This is a genomic window from Desulfovibrio biadhensis (genome assembly GCF_055388615.1).
Genome location: NZ_AP042477.1, coordinates 579,162 through 597,304, shown reverse-complemented (window position 1 = coordinate 597,304; position 18,143 = coordinate 579,162). Strand labels below are relative to the sequence as shown.

The 18,143-nt window shown below is 56.7% G+C and carries 18 protein-coding genes; 14 read left to right on the top strand and 4 right to left on the bottom strand.

Translation table 11 applies throughout. From position 1 onward, the window contains the following. Positions 1–6: 6 nt before the first annotated feature. From ACZ5EH_RS02610 to ACZ5EH_RS02595, 4 genes are all read left to right on the top strand, one after another. Positions 7–1,134: a glycosyltransferase family 4 protein gene (locus ACZ5EH_RS02610; RefSeq protein ID WP_464276587.1), complete on the top strand. Its 1,128-nt coding sequence runs from the start codon at positions 7–9 to the stop codon at positions 1,132–1,134. 209 nt (positions 1,135–1,343) lie between these two features. Continuing rightward, positions 1,344–2,507, top strand: coding sequence for an SPOR domain-containing protein (locus ACZ5EH_RS02605; protein WP_464276586.1), 1,164 nt, complete (start codon positions 1,344–1,346; stop codon positions 2,505–2,507). 87 nt (positions 2,508–2,594) lie between these two features. Beyond that, positions 2,595–3,536, top strand: a complete 942-nt coding sequence (locus ACZ5EH_RS02600) for a polysaccharide deacetylase family protein (RefSeq protein ID WP_464276585.1) — start codon at positions 2,595–2,597, stop codon at positions 3,534–3,536. Positions 3,537–3,572: 36 nt separating this feature from the next. After that, positions 3,573–4,274 (top strand): type 1 glutamine amidotransferase, encoded by a 702-nt coding sequence (locus ACZ5EH_RS02595; protein ID WP_464276584.1) that lies wholly within the window; start codon positions 3,573–3,575, stop codon positions 4,272–4,274. Between the two features lie 38 nt (positions 4,275–4,312). Here the strand turns inward: ACZ5EH_RS02595 and ACZ5EH_RS02590 are convergent, their stop codons facing one another. Further along, complete coding sequence (locus ACZ5EH_RS02590; RefSeq protein WP_464276583.1) at positions 4,313–5,533, bottom strand: HD-GYP domain-containing protein; 1,221 nt, start codon at positions 5,531–5,533, stop codon at positions 4,313–4,315. Between the two features lie 202 nt (positions 5,534–5,735). On the opposite strand from ACZ5EH_RS02590, the gene ACZ5EH_RS02585 reads away from it, so the two are divergent. From ACZ5EH_RS02585 to ACZ5EH_RS02570, 4 genes are read left to right on the top strand one after another with little or no spacing between them, the layout of a single operon-like run. Next, on the top strand, positions 5,736–6,809 hold the full coding sequence (locus ACZ5EH_RS02585) for a PilZ domain-containing protein (RefSeq protein WP_464276582.1): 1,074 nt from the start codon (positions 5,736–5,738) through the stop codon (positions 6,807–6,809). 54 nt (positions 6,810–6,863) lie between these two features. After that, positions 6,864–7,466 (top strand): GDSL-type esterase/lipase family protein, encoded by a 603-nt coding sequence (locus ACZ5EH_RS02580; RefSeq protein WP_464276581.1) that lies wholly within the window; start codon positions 6,864–6,866, stop codon positions 7,464–7,466. Next, a complete protein-coding gene (locus ACZ5EH_RS02575; RefSeq protein WP_464276580.1) occupies positions 7,463–7,813 on the top strand; it encodes a DUF2250 domain-containing protein in 351 nt (116 codons plus the stop codon). Before ACZ5EH_RS02580 ends, ACZ5EH_RS02575 begins: the two co-directional genes overlap by 4 nt. A 15-nt stretch (positions 7,814–7,828) precedes the next feature. Continuing rightward, a complete protein-coding gene (locus tag ACZ5EH_RS02570; RefSeq protein WP_464276579.1) occupies positions 7,829–8,140 on the top strand; it encodes a hypothetical protein in 312 nt (103 codons plus the stop codon). Positions 8,141–8,145: 5 nt separating this feature from the next. Here the strand turns inward: ACZ5EH_RS02570 and ACZ5EH_RS02565 are convergent, their stop codons facing one another. Then, a complete protein-coding gene (locus tag ACZ5EH_RS02565; protein WP_464276578.1) occupies positions 8,146–8,616 on the bottom strand; it encodes a hydrogenase maturation protease in 471 nt (156 codons plus the stop codon). A gap of 264 nt (positions 8,617–8,880) precedes the next feature. Here ACZ5EH_RS02565 and ACZ5EH_RS02560 point away from each other — a divergent pair, with 264 nt between their 5' ends. Further along, the gene (locus tag ACZ5EH_RS02560) at positions 8,881–9,285 is read left to right on the top strand and encodes a chemotaxis protein CheW (protein ID WP_464276577.1); all 405 of its coding nucleotides are present in this window, start codon (positions 8,881–8,883) and stop codon (positions 9,283–9,285) included. Between the two features lie 13 nt (positions 9,286–9,298). On the opposite strand, the gene ACZ5EH_RS02555 is transcribed toward ACZ5EH_RS02560, so the two are convergent. Further along, positions 9,299–12,064 (bottom strand): cation-translocating P-type ATPase, encoded by a 2,766-nt coding sequence (locus ACZ5EH_RS02555; protein ID WP_464276576.1) that lies wholly within the window; start codon positions 12,062–12,064, stop codon positions 9,299–9,301. Continuing rightward, positions 12,061–12,750: a TVP38/TMEM64 family protein gene (locus tag ACZ5EH_RS02550; RefSeq protein ID WP_464276575.1), complete on the bottom strand. Its 690-nt coding sequence runs from the start codon at positions 12,748–12,750 to the stop codon at positions 12,061–12,063. Before ACZ5EH_RS02550 ends, ACZ5EH_RS02555 begins: the two co-directional genes overlap by 4 nt. Before the next feature lie 279 nt (positions 12,751–13,029). Between ACZ5EH_RS02550 and ACZ5EH_RS02545 the strand changes: the two genes are divergently transcribed. The 5 genes from ACZ5EH_RS02545 to ACZ5EH_RS02525 all read left to right on the top strand — a co-directional run bounded on the left by ACZ5EH_RS02545 (position 13,030) and on the right by ACZ5EH_RS02525 (position 18,133). Continuing rightward, entirely contained in the window at positions 13,030–13,422 is a 393-nt protein-coding gene (locus ACZ5EH_RS02545; RefSeq protein WP_464276574.1) for a desulfoferrodoxin family protein, read from the top strand. 4 nt (positions 13,423–13,426) lie between these two features. Then, positions 13,427–14,566 (top strand): PAS domain S-box protein, encoded by a 1,140-nt coding sequence (locus tag ACZ5EH_RS02540; protein ID WP_464276573.1) that lies wholly within the window; start codon positions 13,427–13,429, stop codon positions 14,564–14,566. Next, positions 14,563–15,501: a sigma-70 family RNA polymerase sigma factor gene (locus ACZ5EH_RS02535; RefSeq protein ID WP_464276572.1), complete on the top strand. Its 939-nt coding sequence runs from the start codon at positions 14,563–14,565 to the stop codon at positions 15,499–15,501. The genes ACZ5EH_RS02540 and ACZ5EH_RS02535 overlap by 4 nt, the downstream gene beginning before the upstream one ends. A 244-nt stretch (positions 15,502–15,745) precedes the next feature. Continuing rightward, on the top strand, positions 15,746–16,684 hold the full coding sequence (locus tag ACZ5EH_RS02530; protein ID WP_464276571.1) for an L-lactate dehydrogenase: 939 nt from the start codon (positions 15,746–15,748) through the stop codon (positions 16,682–16,684). Between the two features lie 54 nt (positions 16,685–16,738). After that, positions 16,739–18,133: a dihydrolipoyl dehydrogenase family protein gene (locus tag ACZ5EH_RS02525; protein ID WP_464276570.1), complete on the top strand. Its 1,395-nt coding sequence runs from the start codon at positions 16,739–16,741 to the stop codon at positions 18,131–18,133. Positions 18,134–18,143: the final 10 nt, after the last annotated feature.

Below are 18,143 nucleotides of genomic sequence, written 5' to 3'. Positions count from 1 at the left end.
CTTCCTGTGCAGAAAATCCCCGACACGTCGCCCCCGGACCGCATCAGGGTCCTTTTCATTCTCGGCCAGTTCACCTTTGGCGGTTCTGAACGTCATGTCGCTGATATGGCAGCGAATATGGATAAAACTCGTTTTGATCCATGCGTTTTGAATCTGCGCCTAGGCGGCCCCCTGGCCGATACGCTCAGTGCAGTGGATGTTCGCTTCCGTCAGGTGCCGCTGCTTTCTTTGCCCTTTCCTTTTTGGCGGGTGCAGCGCGAGGTGCAGGCGTTCGCCCCGCATGTGGTGAGCGTTTACACTTATGTGGACAAACTATGGGGCAGGGCCGCCGGCATTCTGGCACGGACGCCGGTGGTGCTTTCTGCCTACCGCACCCGCCGTTTCCCATGGTACGAGCGCTTGCTCTTGCCCGGCACCACAGCCGTGGTAGCCAATTCGAATGCCTTGCGGCAGGAGTTTCACGAACGCTATGGCTACCCTATGGAGCGGTTGCATGTTCTGCCCAATGGAGTGGACCTGGAGCGGTTTGCCCCGCGTTCTGTACATGAGGTGCGCAAGGCGCTGGACCTGCCCGGACACTCGCCCCTTGTGGCCATGGTAGCGCGTTTCGCCCCGGTTAAGGGACACGAAGTTGCGCTGGATGCCTTTGCTGCGGTCAAACGCGCCCTGCCTGATGCGATTTTCATCCTTATGGGGCACGGGGGGGAAGAAGGCAGGATCAAACAGCGCGTTCAAGAGCTTGGCCTGCAAGAGAGTGTTCGCTTTCTGCCTCCGGATACCGATGCCCCCTTGGTGTACGCCGCTGCTGATGTGGTGGCGCTCAGTTCGCATTCCGAGAGCCTGCCCCGTGTTCTGGTGGAGGCGGCTGCATGTGGTCGGCCTGCGGTGGCCACTGCTGTCGGGGGGTGTAGCGAGATCATAGAAGATGGACAAAGCGGCTACATTGTGCCGCCAGGAGATGCGGCAACGCTTGCCGCCCGCCTTGTGACTCTGCTTTCAGAACCCGACCGTGCAAGGCGAATGGGCAACAGAGCCCATGCAATCGCAGCTGCGCGCTTTTCCATGCCTGCCATGGTGGCAGCTTTTGAATCTCTGTGCTCACAGCTGCTTATGAAAAATCAGCACGTTCGCTAAAACTCTAAAAATGCTCTAGACATTCTGGCGCTTCAGACGTATCGTTCTTACGATAGGTTGTTTTCAGGTTTGCGCGCCGCCCGGCACTCTGGAATGGAGTTGCCCCGTCTTTGTTCTGAGTAGGATGAAGGAGCGGCCGGCGCATTCCGGGGAAGTCAGGGGCCGGCTCTCCCGGTTGTTTTCCAGGGCTCTATCAACTGGAGGGCGCCATGCGTCGCAGTCTGCTGATTGTCTCCCTCGTATTGGTTCTTACAGCAATAATGGCGCTGGCCGGGTGCCAAAAGACCAAAATTCCGCCTGAGCGTTACGCCGGTAGTGGTAATTCGCAATCAGGCGCGGTGACGCAGCCCACCACCATTCAGCCACCGGCAGAGAAGTCCGGCGGTGTCAAATCATCCGATCTTTCCGAAAGCCCTGCGCCAGGAGTTGCTTCAAGTCAGACGCCTGCTCCCAAGCCGGTTGCCGCGCCTACGGCTGGCTCTCCAGCGCCCCAACCTCAGGCGGGGCAGGTAAACCCTGCACGTGAAGTGGTCACGTATCAGATTGGCGCCTTTTCAAAGCCGGAAAACGCCCAGGCTCTGGCCCAGAAAGTGGAAGCACTCGGCTTTTCCACCAGCGTGGAAAACGATGCTGCAGCGGGCGCTCCTTCACACAAGGTCCTTGCCACCTGGCGGGGGTCGGATGCTGAAGGCCGGGCCAGGCTCAATGAAGTAGGGGTCTACGATCCCATACTCATCGGCGGTCGTGTGGACCCCCGTGATCAGGACAACATGCAGAGCATGCCCGCGGCCACCAGCTATGTTCCGGAACCGGCAGGGGCTCTGCCTGCAACGGGTGTCAGTTATCAGGTGGGCGCCTTTGCCATGGAAGCGAATGCCGTGCAGCTCAAGCGCCAGCTCGAAGAGGATGGCTTCACCGTAACACTGCAGAACACCCCTCAGGATCCCGATACCAAATACCGCGTGGTGGCCACTTGGCCAGGTACTGACGAAGAGGGACGCGCGCGGCTGCTCGAACATGATATTTTCGACCCCATGATTGTTCAGTCCGGGCCGCAGCCGGCTGCATCCACCACCACTATTCCCGCCGCTTCCCAGGCGCCTGCAGAACCGGTGGCGCCGGCCGCGCCAGACGCATCACCCCAGGCTGAACAGCACTATACCTTTCAGGTCGGCGCATTTGGCGCCGTGGAAAATGCAGAGATGCTGCGCGATCAGCTCCGGGGCGTCGGCTTTGAGACGGATGTCGAGCTCGTGGAAGAACAGGGCAAGCCCAAGTACCGTGTCATTGCGCGTAAGCAGGGCAGTGTGCCCGCACTGCGCAAAGAGCTGATGGACATGGGGGTGGCAAACCCCATTCTGTTGGGTTTCTAGTTTTTCCGGGCCGAGGCCCGTGGCGGCGAATATGAGCATGCCTGCTTCCCAAGCTCGTCTGCCGGTGCTACTCTGCGCGCCATGCACGTGAGCAGACAGACAGAGAAACCTTCCGTCAAACTTGTTGTCAGTGTTGACGTGGAGGAGGAAGGGCTGTTCGGCGGGCAATACGCCAGAGAGGCAACGGCCGCGAATGTTACCCACCTGAAGCGCCTGGATTTTTGCCCCCGCGAATTCGGCGTGCCTTTGACGCTGTTGGCTGCATGGTCCGTGACACAATCGCCCGCCGCCTGCGAGGCGATTCTGCGTCACAAGGAAGACTATGGCGCGGCTGTTGGCGCGCATTTGCATCACTGGAACACCCCCCCTTTGCGGGAACTCCCGTATCCCGACCCTGTGCCTTCAGCGCTGGTGCCCCATGATTTGATGCGGGACAAGCTGCTGCAGCTATGCGACACCATCAACGACCGGTTCGGCACTCCCCCCCGTTCATTCAGGATGGGGCGCTTTGACTGGTGTGACTCCCTGGCTCCTCTGCTGGAGGAAGCCGGCATCAGGGTTGATTCCAGCATGGTGCCCCTGCGCACGGAAATAGGGCTGGACCGGCCGGACCATTTTCGTTTTCGCGCCAGACCATGGCAGATAACGCCCTCTCTTTTGGAAGTGCCGCTCACGGCCGATTCCATTGCCGATTTTTTCGCTAAAGGGGCGGATCGCCTTGGAACCCTGCTACCGGAAAAAGCCCGGCGCAGACTGTTGCGGGATTACTCCCGGGTTGCAGTTGTTGGCATTGCTCCCTTGTGGTTTCCCCTTGCGTCCATGAAGCTGGCGACCTGGCTGCATCTGGCCCGCGGCGGACGCGTGCTGAACATGTTTCTGCACTCTTCCGAACTGATGCCAGGGGGCAGCCCAAAGGTGCCGGACGAAGCCGCGGCGAACAAGTTGGCAAAAAAAATTGGAACCTACATGGCATGGTTGCACACCGTATGCGACGTGCAGGGAACCACCCTGGATGCTGTAGCGGAGTGAGTGGCGCCGCCAACTATAGCTTTGCAGGAGGATCGTATGCGGATGCACTGTCTGCGGCATGTGCCTTTTGAAGATGAGGCCGCCATTGGGCAATGGGCAAGAGCGCGTGGGTATGAAGTCACTGCGGGGGGATTTTACCTTGCGGATGAAGCACCCGCCGTGGCTGCGCTGGATTGGTTGGTGGTGATGGGCGGACCCATGGGCGTTGGAGATGTGGCCGAACACCCCTGGCTGGAAAGGGAAAAGGCTTATATTGCGGATGTCGTTGCCAGTGGCGCGCGGGTTCTTGGCATCTGTCTCGGGGCGCAACTCGTGGCGGAATGTCTGGGGGCGACGGTCACGCGCAATCCAGAACGCGAGATCGGCTGGCTGGATGTGGAGCTTTCACAACAGGCCAAAAAATATACATTTTTTGCGGGCTTGCCAGAGCGATTCATGGCCTTTCACTGGCATGGTGATACCTTTTCCACCCCCCCTGAGGCAGTGCCATTGGGCAGCACCGCTGGGTGCCTCAATCAGGGGTTTCTGTACCAGGAGCGTGTTCTGGGCCTGCAGTTTCACCTGGAGTCAACGCCTGCTACCGTGGAAAGTCTCTTGACCCACTGTGCGGATGAGATGACTCCGGGGCCATGGGTTCAAGATGCCGCAACAATTCGCAATGGAGTGGAGAACATCGAAAAAATGCGGCCCGTAATGGAAGAGCTTCTGCTCCGTCTGGAGCGAGGGCGAGCCAAATAAAAAGCACGCCCAGTAAATTCTGCATACCGGGGCATGCCCTACAGTAGGTACTGGGCGGGGTCTACGCGGAAGTCCTTGGGATCGAATGTTTTGACCACTTTCAAATCCTCTTTGCCCTTGTGGGCGGAAAGGTCAATATCCTGCGGGATGCAAGCCCGTTTTTGTGCGTCGAAAATGACTTTTACGTTGGGCCGCAACGGATTGCCAGGATTTGGGCTGGCGACCAGAGCGAACATGCCAGAGGACAGCTCCACCATCGAACCAATGGGATAAATGCCCAGGAAGTTGACGAAATTCTCCACGTGCAAGGGGAACAAATCCTGCCCCCGCATGCTGAAAATCGTGCCCATGGCCTTGTTCGGCTGTATGCCGGGCTTGTAGACCCGTTTGCTGGTCAGGGCGTCGTATATGTCCGCCAGGCTGATGATGCTGCCGAACAGACTGATGGCATCGGCTTGCAGCCCTTTAGGATAGCCTTTGCCATTGTACTTCTCGTGGTGCTCTTCAATACCGCGCAGGATTTCTTCCGAGACATTTCTTTGCCCCGCCAGCAGTTCCACCCCTTTTGTGGGGTGCTTCATCATTTCCGAAAATTCTTCCTGGGTCAGCTTGCCCGGCTTGTTCAGAATGGCGTCCGGTATGCGTGCTTTGCCCATGTCATGCAGTAGAGCCGCCACGCCAAGGTCCTTTACCACAGGGGGGGGCAGTTGCAAAAAGTTCGCAAAACCAAGGGTCAATACGGAAACGTTGATGCTGTGGGTGTAAGTATATTCATCGTATGAACGCAGTTTTGTGATGCTGATGAGGGCATCGCTGTTGCGTATCACACTTTCCATCAGGCCCTGCACAAGTTCGTTGGAGCGGGAGACGTCCAGTTGTACACCCATGCGTGCGTCCTTGACGCAATCCTGAACCAGACGCATGGAGTCGGAGTAGAGCTTTTTGGCTATGCCCAGCTCTTTCTCCAGAGGAACTTTTTTTGTTTTGATGAATTGCGTGTGCTGCTGGGCTTTTGAAAGGTCCAGAGCCTTGCTTATGGTCTCTACTGTGTGATGCAGGGAAAGGCCGCTGCCATCGCCGTCGGTAGGGTCGTCTATGAACGTTTCCGTATACCCTTCCGCCAGGATGGCTTCGATTTGGCTCTGGTCCTCAATGACGCAGGACTTGGCATACAAATAAGGGTTTTCGAACCAGGAAAGACCTGTATCAACAATGTGCATGCCGACTTTAAGGTCGGCAACGTCGATTTTTCTCCGCATGAAAAAGCCCCCCGGCAAAGCTCCACAAGAAAGTTACACAATGTATACAAGACACTAATCTCGTTGTCACTGCCGTTATTAAAGGGAGCCTTCCTCTACATCTCTGCCAGGCAGGCGTGTTCTTGCTTCACGTATGACTTTGGCCTATCTTGCGCTTAAGGAAAAAGTCTTTGGGAGGACATCATACGTAAGGAGGCCGGTAATGGATGAGGGCTCCGGCAGAGTGCAAAACAACGTGACACCCCAGGCGCGGGAGCATTATCGACAAGGGGTTGCGCTGCTTAAAGAACGTAAGATGGATGAAGCCAGACGTGAGTTGGTGGCTGAGCTCAAACTCGTGCCTAAATACCCTGAAGCCCTCAAAGCTCTCGCTGTTACCTACAAGGCGCAGGGCAAGAAAAACGAGGCCTCCAAATATTTCAGTGCCGCAGCCATGGCTTGTGTGCACCTGCGACGCTATGACGATGCCGACGCCCTTTACAAAGGGTGCCTGGCCAGCGGGTTGAAGGCAGAGAATCCCTATCAGCGGGCGGCCGGCGCATTGCGAGAGGCCGGCAGGCATGAGCAGGCGCTCAAGCTCTATGAGCGCGGGTTGCAGTGTGACCCCGCACATGCTCCCCTGGCCGCAGGGTACGCCATGGCCAAGGCAGGCGCGGGCCAGGTGGAAGACGCCCACCGTTTTTTACGCTCCTATGTTGCGGAACGGCCTGAAACGGAAGAAGCTTTGCAAAACATGGTCTGCCTGCCGGAACCGACTAATGGCGAAACTGCCTGGAATGCCTGCCCGCCTCCTGAAATTACAGGTGGGGTGGATTTTGATCCTGACCTGCCGGATATGGCAGTGGATGAAACAGGGCAACAGGAGCTTGTGGAAGAGTTGGCTCCAGAGGTTGCCCCGGGCAATGAAAAAAGGCGTTCCCGGCGTATTCCACTGGCGGATTGCAGCATACGGTACGCCAAACGAAAAGACCCGCTGCCCGTTATAGATATCTGCCGCGAAGGCGTTGGTTTCAAGAATGAAGGCGTGGTCTTTGAGAAAGGCGCAAAGCTGACCTTGGACTTGCTGGGGCTGGAAAAGGTCAAAGTGAAGAAATTTCGCGTTCTGGTGCGCCACGTAACGGGAGAGCATGTGGGGTGCGAGTTTGTTGATTTATCGGATAAGCAGCGTAAACAGATAGATGATTTGCTGTTCGCCGATGACAAGGATAAAAATGATGATTTTGAATCCGTTATCGGTGTAGGCAAGGACATCAACTTCGATCTCGATGTCTGGTAGGGCGTTTGCCTACCATGATGGTAAGCCGACATCGAGCCCCTCTCAGGAGAGATAATGATCATCAGTTTTTTTGGCGATTCCCTGGTGAATGGCGTGAACGATCCGGACTACATCGGTTGGGTCGGGCGTCTTTGCGCTGAAGCCAGAACCAGAGGCTGCAGCATGACGGTTTACAACCTGGGAATTCGCCGCAATACGAGCGCCGATCTGCTCGCACGCTGGAAAGACGAACTGGCCCGCAGAGAGGCGCCCGGGGATTCCATGTATCTTGTTTTTGCCTGCGGTGTTGCAGATATGGTGTTGGAAGATGGCTCACCACGTATCTCGATAGAACAATCCGTGGCCAATGTAAGAAAATTGGTGGAAGACGCAAAGGCACAGCACCCTGTGCTGTTCGTTGGGCCGCCACCTGTGGCCGATCCGGATTTCACTTCCCGGGTTATGAAGCTTGATGCGGCGTATGCAGCAATGTTTAGAGAAATCCAAGTTCCATACTTGAGCATCTTGGCGGATTTGTACGATTCAGAACTCTATGGAAACGACCTGACGCAGGGCGATGGCGTGCATCCTTCCCGCGCCGGCTATTCACATATCTTCCGGCTGGTCGACAGTTGGGACGCATGGAATGACTGGATATGCCCCCCGGAGCAGGAATGACGCATACAGGCGGCGGGGCGCAGGACCTGCAGGAGCGATTCCCGGCTTTGCAGCTGGAAATATTATATTACATACACAAGGCTGGCCCCGCTTTTGTGAACAAGCTGGCCAAACGGCTCAATGCAGCGCCGGAAAATGTGCGCGAGGCCGTCTCCGTATTACAGGGGCAGGGGCTGCTTGAGCGCGTCACCGGCGCCAATATCGAATACCGCCTGGACAAGCGCACAAAAGTGGCCAAACATCGCAACCACGCCTACTTTGGCCTTACACGCAAGGGGCGGCATCTTTTTCGCCGTAATGAGGTGGACTTGGATGTGAACCTGCGCCCGCCCTATAAACAAGCCTGACCACGTTGTTTTCGCATGATCGATAAGACAACGATCCAAAAGACCCTCATACAACGCCTGGAGAAATTGCCGCAGGGGCACGCCGTGGAGATTGTGACCTACAAGCGCAATCGCGGCGCGGTATTTGTCCGCCACAAAGAGGGCTTTATGATCATCGAGCATGGATACAATGAAGAGCGTTTCGAGGACGTGCCCCTTTCCCGGGTGGAAAAAATGCTGAAGACTCTTTTGAAGCGAGAATTTCCACGCAGCACCAAGATACGGCTTTACACCCTTGGGGAGTTTGACGAAGCCGCCTGGCGGGATACCAGACGCAAGGTCTTGTAGCCTGTTTACGGTTGCTGTAGCCGGGTGATGATATCCTGCGCCACCTGCTCTACGGCGGCGTCGACTGCGGGCGTACAGGGCGATTGTGGTGTTTCCGGCAAGGCCGCTTCAATGAGGATTATACGGATTTCATCTGGTATCTCTGCAGGGTAGAGGACCCTGGCTGTTTCCAAAGTTTGCCCCAGCGCTATGGCGTGGGAGTTCACGGGGTCACCGGCTCCGGTAAGCTCTGCGGCTGCGATTTCACGCACCTCCCCGGGGCTCCCTCCAAGTCTGCTGGCGTCAACGATAAAAGCCCTGCGACAGCCTCTCAGGGCCTCCATAATCGCAAACCCCACAGTGTAATAACTGGCGACGTCGGCCTCCACCTGGGAGGAAGCAACGGCCTCCTCTATACGCCTGGCCACTTCCAGCCCTGCGCGGTCATCCCCCATCACGGGGTTGCCAATGCCTATGACAACGTTTTCGCGCTGCATGCTTTTCTCACTGTGCTCGTGTTCACGCCAGAAAGCAGCACTACGCCATGGCGAGCCGCAGCTCAAGGGGGAAGTGCGGCAGTCTTCAGGCAGCCACTTGGCCTTGGAGCCCGAATGGTCTATGGTTCAAAATGGAGTAAATAGAGTTGTGCCAAGGAGAACGATATCTGCTTGAATGGAAAGAAAGAATGGAGCTACTGCCATGCACCATGAAAAAAGCAACATGCTGGATGTCCGCCAGTTTCTTTGTTTTGAATTGGGGGTGTGCCATATGCCATAGATTTGGGCACGGTGAAAGAAATTGAGCGCAAGCTCGACCTTACGCGGCTGCCGGAAGTGCCGCCTGAGGTTGATGGCGTGGTGGAGTGGCGCGGCCGCGCAATACCGCTATTGAACCTCTGGCATCGGCTGGGTGTAGCGCCGCCGGTTGATGAACGTGAACGCCCTGTAGTTGTGCTGGATATGGATGGCGAATTCATCTCCTTTGCCGTGGAGACCATGCCGGAACTGTGCACCCTGCGTGAAGACCAGGTGATGCCTCCGCCTGAATCCACGGTTTCCAGGGGGCAGGAGCTCATCACCAGCATGGGGCGTTTCGATGACGACTCCCTGGTGATGATTTTGGACGCCGAGGCCCTTGCCTCCAGCGTGCGCGGCGCCTCGGACTGAGTTTTTCAGGGCATTATTTCTTCTTTTCCCTGGCGTCCAGCACCAGCAGGACAATCTGGATAAAAGCTGTTGGGGCCAGGCTGCAGCCTATAATGAGTTGCCAGCCCACCAGTCCCGGATTTCCAAGAGCCAATACTTCCGACAATACAGGCAGCCACACTGCCAGCAAAAGCAGCCCGATGCAGATGCCGAGCGCTCCCCATACAAAAGGATTGCGCGTGACGACATTGTTTATGGGGTTGGTGCCAATGCCGCGCATGTTGAACACATGCCAGAGACGGGCAAAGGCCAGTGTCAGGAAGGAAATCCCGACAGCCTGCTTTTGCGGCATTTCAAAGTGGTACAGCGCCAGGGCAAAGCTGACCAGCACCGCCGCGGTGATAACGGCAGCGTATCCGGACATGCCCCACCAGTGTGCGCCCGTGATGATGGATTCTCCCGAATCACGCGGCGGCCGGCGCATGGCTGCGTCGTCTGCGTGCCCCATGCCCAGGGCAAGGGCGGGAAAGACATCCCCCAGCATGTTCAGATAAAGAATCTGCAACGGTAACAGAGGCAAGGGCATGCCAAGAAGCATGGCCACGGCCACGATGGCGATTTCAGCCATGTTTCCGGAAAGCAGAAAGATGATAAAGCGGCGGATATTGTTAAAAATGCCGCGCCCCTGCTTGATGGCCATGACAATGGTGGAGAACGCGTCATCCTTCAGCACCATGGCTGCGGCCTCGCTTGCTGCCTGGGTGCCGCGCTTGCCCATGGCGATGCCGATGTCGGCCTTTTTCAGGGCAGGGGCGTCGTTCACGCCATCACCCGTCATGCCCACAACATCTCCCTGATTTTGCAGCAGTTCAACCAGCCGCAGTTTTTGTTCGGGAGAAACACGTGAAAAGACAGTAGCCGAGGTAAGGCGCTCGATTGTTTCCGGGGGCGCCTGCGCCCCCCATCCGTCATCGGTGCCGATTTCACTGCCGTGGATGGGTTCTGCGCCTTGGGGGGCAAGGCCCAGTTCACTGGCGATGGCGGCGGCGGTGTGGGCCTGGTCTCCTGTGACCATGATGACGCGGATGCCGGCATCGTGACATTCGGCAATGGCGTCCGCCACGCCATCACGCGCGGGGTCTTGCAAGCCCACAAGGCCCAGGAGCGTCAGCCCTTCATAGGGAGGGGTGTTTTCGTCGTTGGTCAGTTTGCGCGCCAGGGCCAGCATGCGCAGCCCTCTGGAGGCCATTGCCCTGTTCGTTTCCTCCCAGCGCTCTCTGCCCTGATCGTCAAGAGGTGTCAGGGCGTCATCTTCCAATACGGAATCGCAGTGTTGCAGCACGGCTTCGGGCGCTCCTTTCACTGCAACCAGCACGGAGCCGTCTTCATTGTTCGCAAGGCGATGGTAGGTGGCCATCATCATGTTCTCCTGGGAAAAAGCCACCTCGCGTAATTCAGCAAATTGCTGCAACAGGTCCGCACGGTCATAGCCTGCGGCGGCGCCCGCCTCCAATAGCGCAATTTCCAGGGGATCGCCCAGGCTTTTTTCCCCTGAGCCGCCACGGTCTCGACCGAGTTGGGCGTTGTTGCAGAGCACACCCACCCGTATCGCTTCCCACACTTCCTGGCGGGGCGAATCCTGGGCGGGATGAAGTGTCTCTCCATTATATGTAAATGCGCCCGTTTGCTTATCAAAAGAAGTGTAACAGGACTTTTCGCCACAATCTCCAGCATGGGCAAGCTGCGACAAGTGCATGCGATTTTCCGTCAGGGTGCCGGTCTTGTCCGTGCAGATGGCGCTGACAGCGCCAAGGGTTTCCACAGCAGAAAGTCTTTGCAGCAGGGCGTTGCGCTTGGCCAGCCGCCACATGCCCCTGGCCAGGGCTATGGTGGCCACCACGGGCAAACCTTCGGGAATGGCCGCCACTGCCAGAGCAATGGCCGTCTCGATGACCAGAAACAGTTCCATGCCAGTGAGTACGCCCACAAGAGCAACCACCACCGTAATGGCCACTGTGACGAAAAGCAGCCGTCTGCCCAGGCGGTCGAGCCGTTTTTCCAGAGGCGTGTCTTTTTGTTCGGCGTCTTCGGTCAGTTGGGCAATGCGGCCGAGTTCGGTGTGCATGCCCGTCGCTGTGACAACGCCATGGCCGGAGCCGGCCGCCAGGGTGGCGCCCTTGTAAAGCATGCAGCTTCGTTCGGCCAAAGGGGCGTCTTCCGGAGCTGGGTCCAGATTCTTGGCCACGCTCATGGATTCCCCCGTCAGAAGAGCCTCGTCGGCCTGCATCTGGGCTTCTTCAATGACACGGAGGTCTGCGGGAATCACGTCTCCTGCTTCAAGAACCACAATATCGCCGGGCACGAGTTTGGCCGCCGGAATCTCTTTGGCGCTGCCGCCACGAATAGTGCGTGTTTTGGCCTGGCCGAGCTTTTCCAGAGACTCCATGGAGCGAACTGCTTCGAGTTCGGTGAAAAAACCGATGATGATATTGAAGCCTATGGCCACGGCAACGGAAGCGGCTTCGAGCCATTGGCCGAAAACCGCGGATAACCCCATGGCAATGGCCAGCAGCAGTACGATGAGATTGCGAAATTGCTCCACGAATATTTTCCAGGCAGGCGTTGTCTTCTTTTTCGCCAGCCTGTTGGGGCCGTATTGCTTCAGTCGCGACGCTGCCTCCCCAGGGGCCAGCCCGCTTTCCAGAGAAGTGCCGAGCGCGTCCTGCACTTCTTGGGCGGAGAGGGTCCAGGGGGCGTTTACCGCAGATGCATTATGGGGGCGGGGGGGTGCTTCACTCATTGTTTCGAGTCACTTCCTTTGTTGCTTTTTTGTGCTGCATCGTCTTCATTGCTACGCAATGAACGTACAATGCGGGGCGTGCCCACCATGGCGAGCAGCAGCAGAAAAATGCCGATGAAAAGAGGCGTCAGACTTCCCGTGGCTACGGATCCACCCACAAGCACCAGGGGAATGCCCTGGGCTACCTGTACGGGCCAGGCAACGGCCAGAATCAACCCCAAAGACCCGCCGCCAAGGGTTATGGTGAAGTTCTTTACCGCGTAGGATAATGCAGGAATAAGCGAAAACATGGCGACCCAAAGCCCTTGATCGCGCTCCGGGATTTGCGGCAGTGAGTGCCCCTTACGTTTGAGGAAATTCGTGATCCAGCGTTGCAACCACCTGGAAAGGAGCCACGTAAGAAAAAGATGCACAGGGGTTGCCACAACAAGGGCGGTAATGCCCCAGACAATGCCGAGCCGTGCTCCCGCCACGACCAGCAACAGGCTCAGGGGGAACCCGAACACCGGGAGTGTAAGCAAAAGCGCAAGAAACAAGGGCAGCGACGTGTGCTGCTCGATGTAATCATGGGCCTTGTCCAACAGCCCGGCATCCCACAAATAATATCCAAGCCCCCCCACAACCAGCAAGGGCGCGATTGAGAGCGCTATGCGAACGTATTTGTTGTGCATCCAACTCTTATCCATTTCTTGACTCCGGAAATTTCTGAGCCGGGGGATCGGCGAAAGACTCCCACCGGCAAGTATTGAACACTATACATGATTGCGCCCCCGGACAAAGGGGAGAAAACGGGGCATTGGGCATAAGGGCATGCCTTTGCTAGCGCCACAGCCCCACGCGGAAACGAGGATCATACTAAGTCACGCTGCAACTACCCGATCTATCCCCCTTTCACCCCCTTTTCATTGCAACAGGTTGGCGTAGGTTCAATAAACGAGAAAACTCAAGAAGCAAGGAGCGGACAGGTGGCTGAAGCATTGCGTGTGCCCAGGGGGGAATACTTCACTGTGAAGCTGTCGATGGGAAATAACGAATCGCACGAGGCGACGAGTGAGCATCATATTCGCTGGATTCGGGTGTATTTCAAGCCTGATGTGGGTAGAACCGTAGAGGTCGCCACCTACAATTTGGCCCATGCTGCAAACCAGAATAAAGGTGCATCCGCCAGATCGCTGGTGGACACGGAGGGCAACGTGCAATGCACGTTGGCAGTGACAACGCCCGGCACCTTGCTGATATGGGCCTATTGCAACCGCCACGGCTTTTGGGAGCGTTCGATGCGGTTGGAACTGGAATACGTGGCCAACATGGAAGAAGCCGAGCGGCCACAGTCGCAGCCTTCCTACTTCAATGGGTGATGGTATGCAGGGACCTGAGAATGGCAGCAATACAAAATTTATTCAGGACAATGCTTCCTGTAATCTTGTCGAAGCCCGCTACCAGGCAATCACTGAAACCTCGGTTGATGCGATTGTAACGACCAACGCGGCCGGGGAAATCATTACCTGGAACAAAGGCGCCGAGAAGATGTTTGGTCATGGCCGCGAAATCGTGGGCAAAAATGTTTTGGAGATTATCCCGGAGCACTACCGGGAAGACCATACCCGCGGTATGAAACGGTACCTGGAAACAGGTGAGAAAAAGCACATTGGCCAGCATGTTGAGCTGGAAGGGCTGCGCGCCAATGGCGAAATCTTTCCGCTAGAGCTTTCGCTTTCCACCTGGGAAGGCGAAGGGTGCCGCTATTACGGGGCCATTATTCGCGACTTGACCGAGCGCAAACGTACCGAATCGTTGCGCGAGGAAGTGCACAGGCTGATGCGCCACGACCTGCGCTCCCCGCTTGTGGGCATTGGTGGTATGGCCCGTTCTCTTTTGAAAAATGACGATCTGAATGAAGAACAGCTCGAGAAGCTTGGTATTATAGAGCACTTGGGAAGCAGGGCCGTCAAGCTGATCGACCGTTCACGCCTGTTGTTGCGCATAGAAAAAGGGGAATTTGAACTGGAGCCCACGGATGTGGACCTTGTGGCCATGCTGCTTTCGCTTGAGCAAAGCTGTTCCCCTGAAGATGGCGCAACGGGCGTGCCCCTGCAGCTCAGCATCCAGGGGCACCCCCTGGATCGGGATCAGGAGCCTGTCATTGCAGTGCAGGGAGACCCCGTGCTTTTGGAAACCATGTTGGAAAATTTGCTGCGGAACGCGGTGGAGGCTTCTCCCAAAGACAGTGACATTGCCGTCGACCTTTCCGAGAAAAACGATGTCGTGGTTGTTGACGTGCACAATCAAGGTGAAGTGCCTGCAAGCGTGCGCAAGCGTTTTTTTGAACCCTACGCCACGGCCGGCAAGGAACACGGTACGGGACTGGGGACCTACAGCGCCAAACTGGTGGCCAATGCGCACGGAGGCGATATCGACTTCACCACCTCTCCACAGGAAGGCACCCATGTGGTTGTTTCGCTGCCAAAAACCGTAAAAGAGCAGAAAAAGGACCCGTCATGAACAAGAAGGCTGGTCTTGATAATACTTTGCTTCCTGCCGTGTCAGGAAAAAGAAAGCAGACAAAAGAAGGGGGCGGCTTCAGGGATGGGCTGAGCGGCTATCTGCGGGAAGTTGGACAGTTTCCCATGCTGACGCCTGAAGAGGAGCGGTTGCTCGCCAATCGTGTTCGCGAGGGGGAGGACCAGGAGGCCGCCTTCAGGCTTGTAACGTCACATCTGCGTCTTGTTGTCAAAATCGCTATGGAATTTCAGCGTGTCTGGATGCGCAGCGTTCTGGATTTGATTCAGGAAGGCAATGTCGGGCTCATGCAGGCTGTCTCAAAATTCGATCCGGACAAGGGCGTGCGCTTTTCCTACTACGCCACCTTTTGGGTCAGGGCTTTCATACTCAAATTCATCAGGGATAACTGGCGCATGGTAAAGCTTGGGACCACCCAGGCCCAGCGCAGACTGTTCTATAATCTGGGTAAAGAGCGGCGCAAGCTGCAGCAGCAAGGGCTGGAACCGGACGCCAGTGCTCTGGCAGCGAGTCTGGACATGGACGAGGAGCAGGTGGAGCAGATGCTGCAACGCATGGATATGCCGGATATGTCCCTGGATGCTCCGCTGGGCGAAGAGCAGGGCGCCACCTTTTTGGATGTGATGCCCGCCCTCGGCCCTGGTGTTGAAGAGCAGGTGGCGTTTTCCGAGCGCAGCGCCCTGGCCAAGGACGAAATAGAATCTGTGTTGCCGGAGTTGAACCCGAAGGAAGCGGATATTTTGCGCGCCAGGCTTTTGCATGACGAGCCTGACACACTACGCACCATTGGTGAGCGTCATGGTGTTTCCCGAGAACGCATCAGGCAGATAGAGCAACGGCTTGTGCAAAAGCTGCGCGATCGCATGGCGGACAGGCACGAGGACATGTTCGCCGCAACGGCCGAGATGGAGTCCTGATGAAGATATTCTGGCTTTTAGGGTGATGCGTGAACTGCATACCCGATGATTACCCTGTCCACCCCCTTGGAATCGCGGCCATGTCGATGCATTGTAGTCAACATGGAGAAAAAAGAAGAAGTGTTTGCAGGTTTGCAACTGTGAAATGAATGCCAAAAAGGTATGTATCCACCCTGAAACGATCGAATATCGTCTCAAGGGTGCATTTGTTTTTGCAAAATAAAAGTTCTTTAGAGGAATTGACATGTATTCAAAAATTGCAGTCATTGGCGCAGGAATGGTCGGGTCGTCTTTTGCTTATGCTGCAGCCATTGAAGGCGTGGCAAATGAAATTGCCCTGATCGACCTTTCATACGAACGGGCGGAAGGGGAGGCCATGGACCTGAACCACTGCCTTTCTTTTCTCAGCCCCATGAACATTTACGCGGCAGGCTACGAGGCCTGCAAGGACGCACAGGTGGTTGTTGTAACCGCTGGAGCTGCAACGCAAGCCGGGCAAAGTCGCCTGGAGGTGGCCGACAAGAATGTGGACATCACGCGCAAAATCGTGGGCAGCATCATGGAGCATGCGGCATCGCCCGTGCTGCTCATGGTCAGCAACCCGGTGGATGTGCTTACCTATACGGCCGTCAAGGAAAGCGGTCTGCCCAAGGAAAGGGTCATCGGCTCCGGCACCGTACTGGACACGGCGCGGTTTCGATATTTGCTGGCGGACAGCTGCAAGGTGGACCCGAGAAATGTCCACGGCTACGTCATTGGCGAACATGGCGACAGCGAACTGGCCCTGTGGAGCAGGGTCAACATTGCCGGTGTTCCTTTGGAGTCGTATTGCGAAGCATCCGGAAAGAAATGTGATAGCGACTTCCGTAAAAACGTCATGGAGGACGTGAGAACCGCCGCATACAAAATTATCGAGCGCAAGGGCGCCACTTACTATGCCATAGGTCTGGGCATGGTGCGTATTGTTGAGGCAATCCTCAATGATCAGAAAAGTGCGCTGTGCATATCCACCCTCGTTGATGGCCAATACGGGCTGAACGATGTCTGCCTGTCGCTGCCGTGCCTTGTCGGCAGAAACGGTGCGGAGCAGATCATCGAGGCCGATATAGCGCCCGAGGAATTGGAAGCCTTGCATAAGAGCGCCGGTGTGCTGCGCGAAACAATCGACAACGTGGGCATTTGAAGCCTCTATGCAGGCGGCGGAAAAAGATGAGTATGTATCGAGGGGGATACTGCAATGGCTGATACTTTTGACGTTATAGTGGCGGGCTCTGGCCCTGCCGGCGGGCATGTTGCCAGGAGATGTAAAAGAGCCGGTCTTTCTGTTGCCGTTGTCGAGGAGAACGGGTGGGGGGGCGTATGCCCTTTGCGGGGGTGCGAGCCAAAGAAAACCCTGGTGGAGGCAGCGCACGCCGTGGACGCCATTCACCGTATGCGGGGCAATGGCGTAACTGGTCAGGCCTCCATAGATTGGGGGGATTTGATCCGCTTCAAGCGTGAATTTACCGAGCCAATTTCTGATGCCGTGAAGAAAGGTCTGGAGAACGCAGACATCGCGACCTATTCCGGGCACCTGGAGTTCACAGGGCCAGACGAGATGCTGGTGCACGAGGCGTCAGGGAGCACGGTTGCCCTGCAAGGGCGGCGTGTTTGTCTTGCAGTGGGCGCAAAGCCCAGGCCATTTTCCTTTCCCGGCGCGGATATGATGGTTGCAAGCCCGGAATTTCTGGAGCTGGAAAGTCTGCCCCGCAGAATCGTCTTTCTTGGCGGCGGCTATGTTTCCTTCGAGTTCACTCTGGTGGCCATGGCCGCTGGCTGCGAGGCCGTGCTTGCAACGCATGGGAATACATTTTTGCGCGCGTTTGACCAGGAATTGGTGGCGCGTTTGCTTGATATCTGCCGGGAGAAAGGGCTGGAGCTGGTCACAAATTTTACTCCCGGAAATCTGGAGCGCAAGGATGGCAAGCTGGTGCTGCATGGCGCTGGTGACGATGCCAGGAGCTTTGAGGCTGACATGATCTTCAATGGTGCGGGGCGCGTTCCCCGTACTGCTGCACTGGGGCTGGACAAGGCCGGCGTCACGTTGGTCAAGGGCGCCGTGGAGGTTGACGATTGTATGCGCAGCACCTCGAACAAGGCTGTTTTTGCCGCCGGAGACTGCAACAACCAGAGCTGGCCCCTGACCCCCGTTGCCGTGCATCAGGCAGACGTGGCGGTCTACAACATTCTGCAGGACCTTGGCATCGAATACCCGACAGGTCGCGAAAAGGTGCACTATGCGGGGTTGGCAAGCGCTTTGTTCAGCGACCCTCCCCTAGGACGTGCGGGCATGTTGGAGCACGAAGCCGCCGAACAGGCCAGGAAGGAAGGATTCTCCTTGAAAAGTTACAAGGGAGATGCCTCGGAGTGGGCTGAATACCGCCGTATAGGGCGCAACCACGCCGGATATAATGTGCTGGTGCGCGAAGACACGGGGCATATTCTGGGCGCGCACTTTCTTGGAGAAGGCGCAGAGGAAATAGTTAGTCTGCTGGGGTTGGCCATCAGGCAGGGTATAACCGTGGACGATCTGATGGATATGCTTTGGGCGTATCCCTCCTTCGCCTATACCCTGCGCTATGTATTTGGCTGACAGGCTGGCG

Bases quoted from the DNA above. Each gene is read 5' to 3' on its own strand.
- ACZ5EH_RS02605 (WP_464276586.1), top strand. From the start codon at position 1,344: ATGCGTCGCAGTCTGCTGATTGTCTCCCTCGTATTGGTTCTTACAGCA.
- ACZ5EH_RS02595 (WP_464276584.1), top strand. From the start codon at position 3,573: ATGCGGATGCACTGTCTGCGGCATGTGCCTTTTGAAGATGAGGCCGCC.
- ACZ5EH_RS02590 (WP_464276583.1), bottom strand. From the start codon at position 5,533: ATGCGGAGAAAAATCGACGTTGCCGACCTTAAAGTCGGCATGCACATT.
- ACZ5EH_RS02585 (WP_464276582.1), top strand. From the start codon at position 5,736: ATGGATGAGGGCTCCGGCAGAGTGCAAAACAACGTGACACCCCAGGCG.
- ACZ5EH_RS02580 (WP_464276581.1), top strand. From the start codon at position 6,864: ATGATCATCAGTTTTTTTGGCGATTCCCTGGTGAATGGCGTGAACGAT.
- ACZ5EH_RS02575 (WP_464276580.1), top strand. From the start codon at position 7,463: ATGACGCATACAGGCGGCGGGGCGCAGGACCTGCAGGAGCGATTCCCG.
- ACZ5EH_RS02570 (WP_464276579.1), top strand. From the start codon at position 7,829: ATGATCGATAAGACAACGATCCAAAAGACCCTCATACAACGCCTGGAG.
- ACZ5EH_RS02565 (WP_464276578.1), bottom strand. From the start codon at position 8,616: ATGCAGCGCGAAAACGTTGTCATAGGCATTGGCAACCCCGTGATGGGG.
- ACZ5EH_RS02555 (WP_464276576.1), bottom strand. From the start codon at position 12,064: ATGAGTGAAGCACCCCCCCGCCCCCATAATGCATCTGCGGTAAACGCC.
- ACZ5EH_RS02550 (WP_464276575.1), bottom strand. From the start codon at position 12,750: ATGGATAAGAGTTGGATGCACAACAAATACGTTCGCATAGCGCTCTCA.
- ACZ5EH_RS02540 (WP_464276573.1), top strand. From the start codon at position 13,427: ATGCAGGGACCTGAGAATGGCAGCAATACAAAATTTATTCAGGACAAT.
- ACZ5EH_RS02535 (WP_464276572.1), top strand. From the start codon at position 14,563: ATGAACAAGAAGGCTGGTCTTGATAATACTTTGCTTCCTGCCGTGTCA.
- ACZ5EH_RS02530 (WP_464276571.1), top strand. From the start codon at position 15,746: ATGTATTCAAAAATTGCAGTCATTGGCGCAGGAATGGTCGGGTCGTCT.
- ACZ5EH_RS02525 (WP_464276570.1), top strand. From the start codon at position 16,739: ATGGCTGATACTTTTGACGTTATAGTGGCGGGCTCTGGCCCTGCCGGC.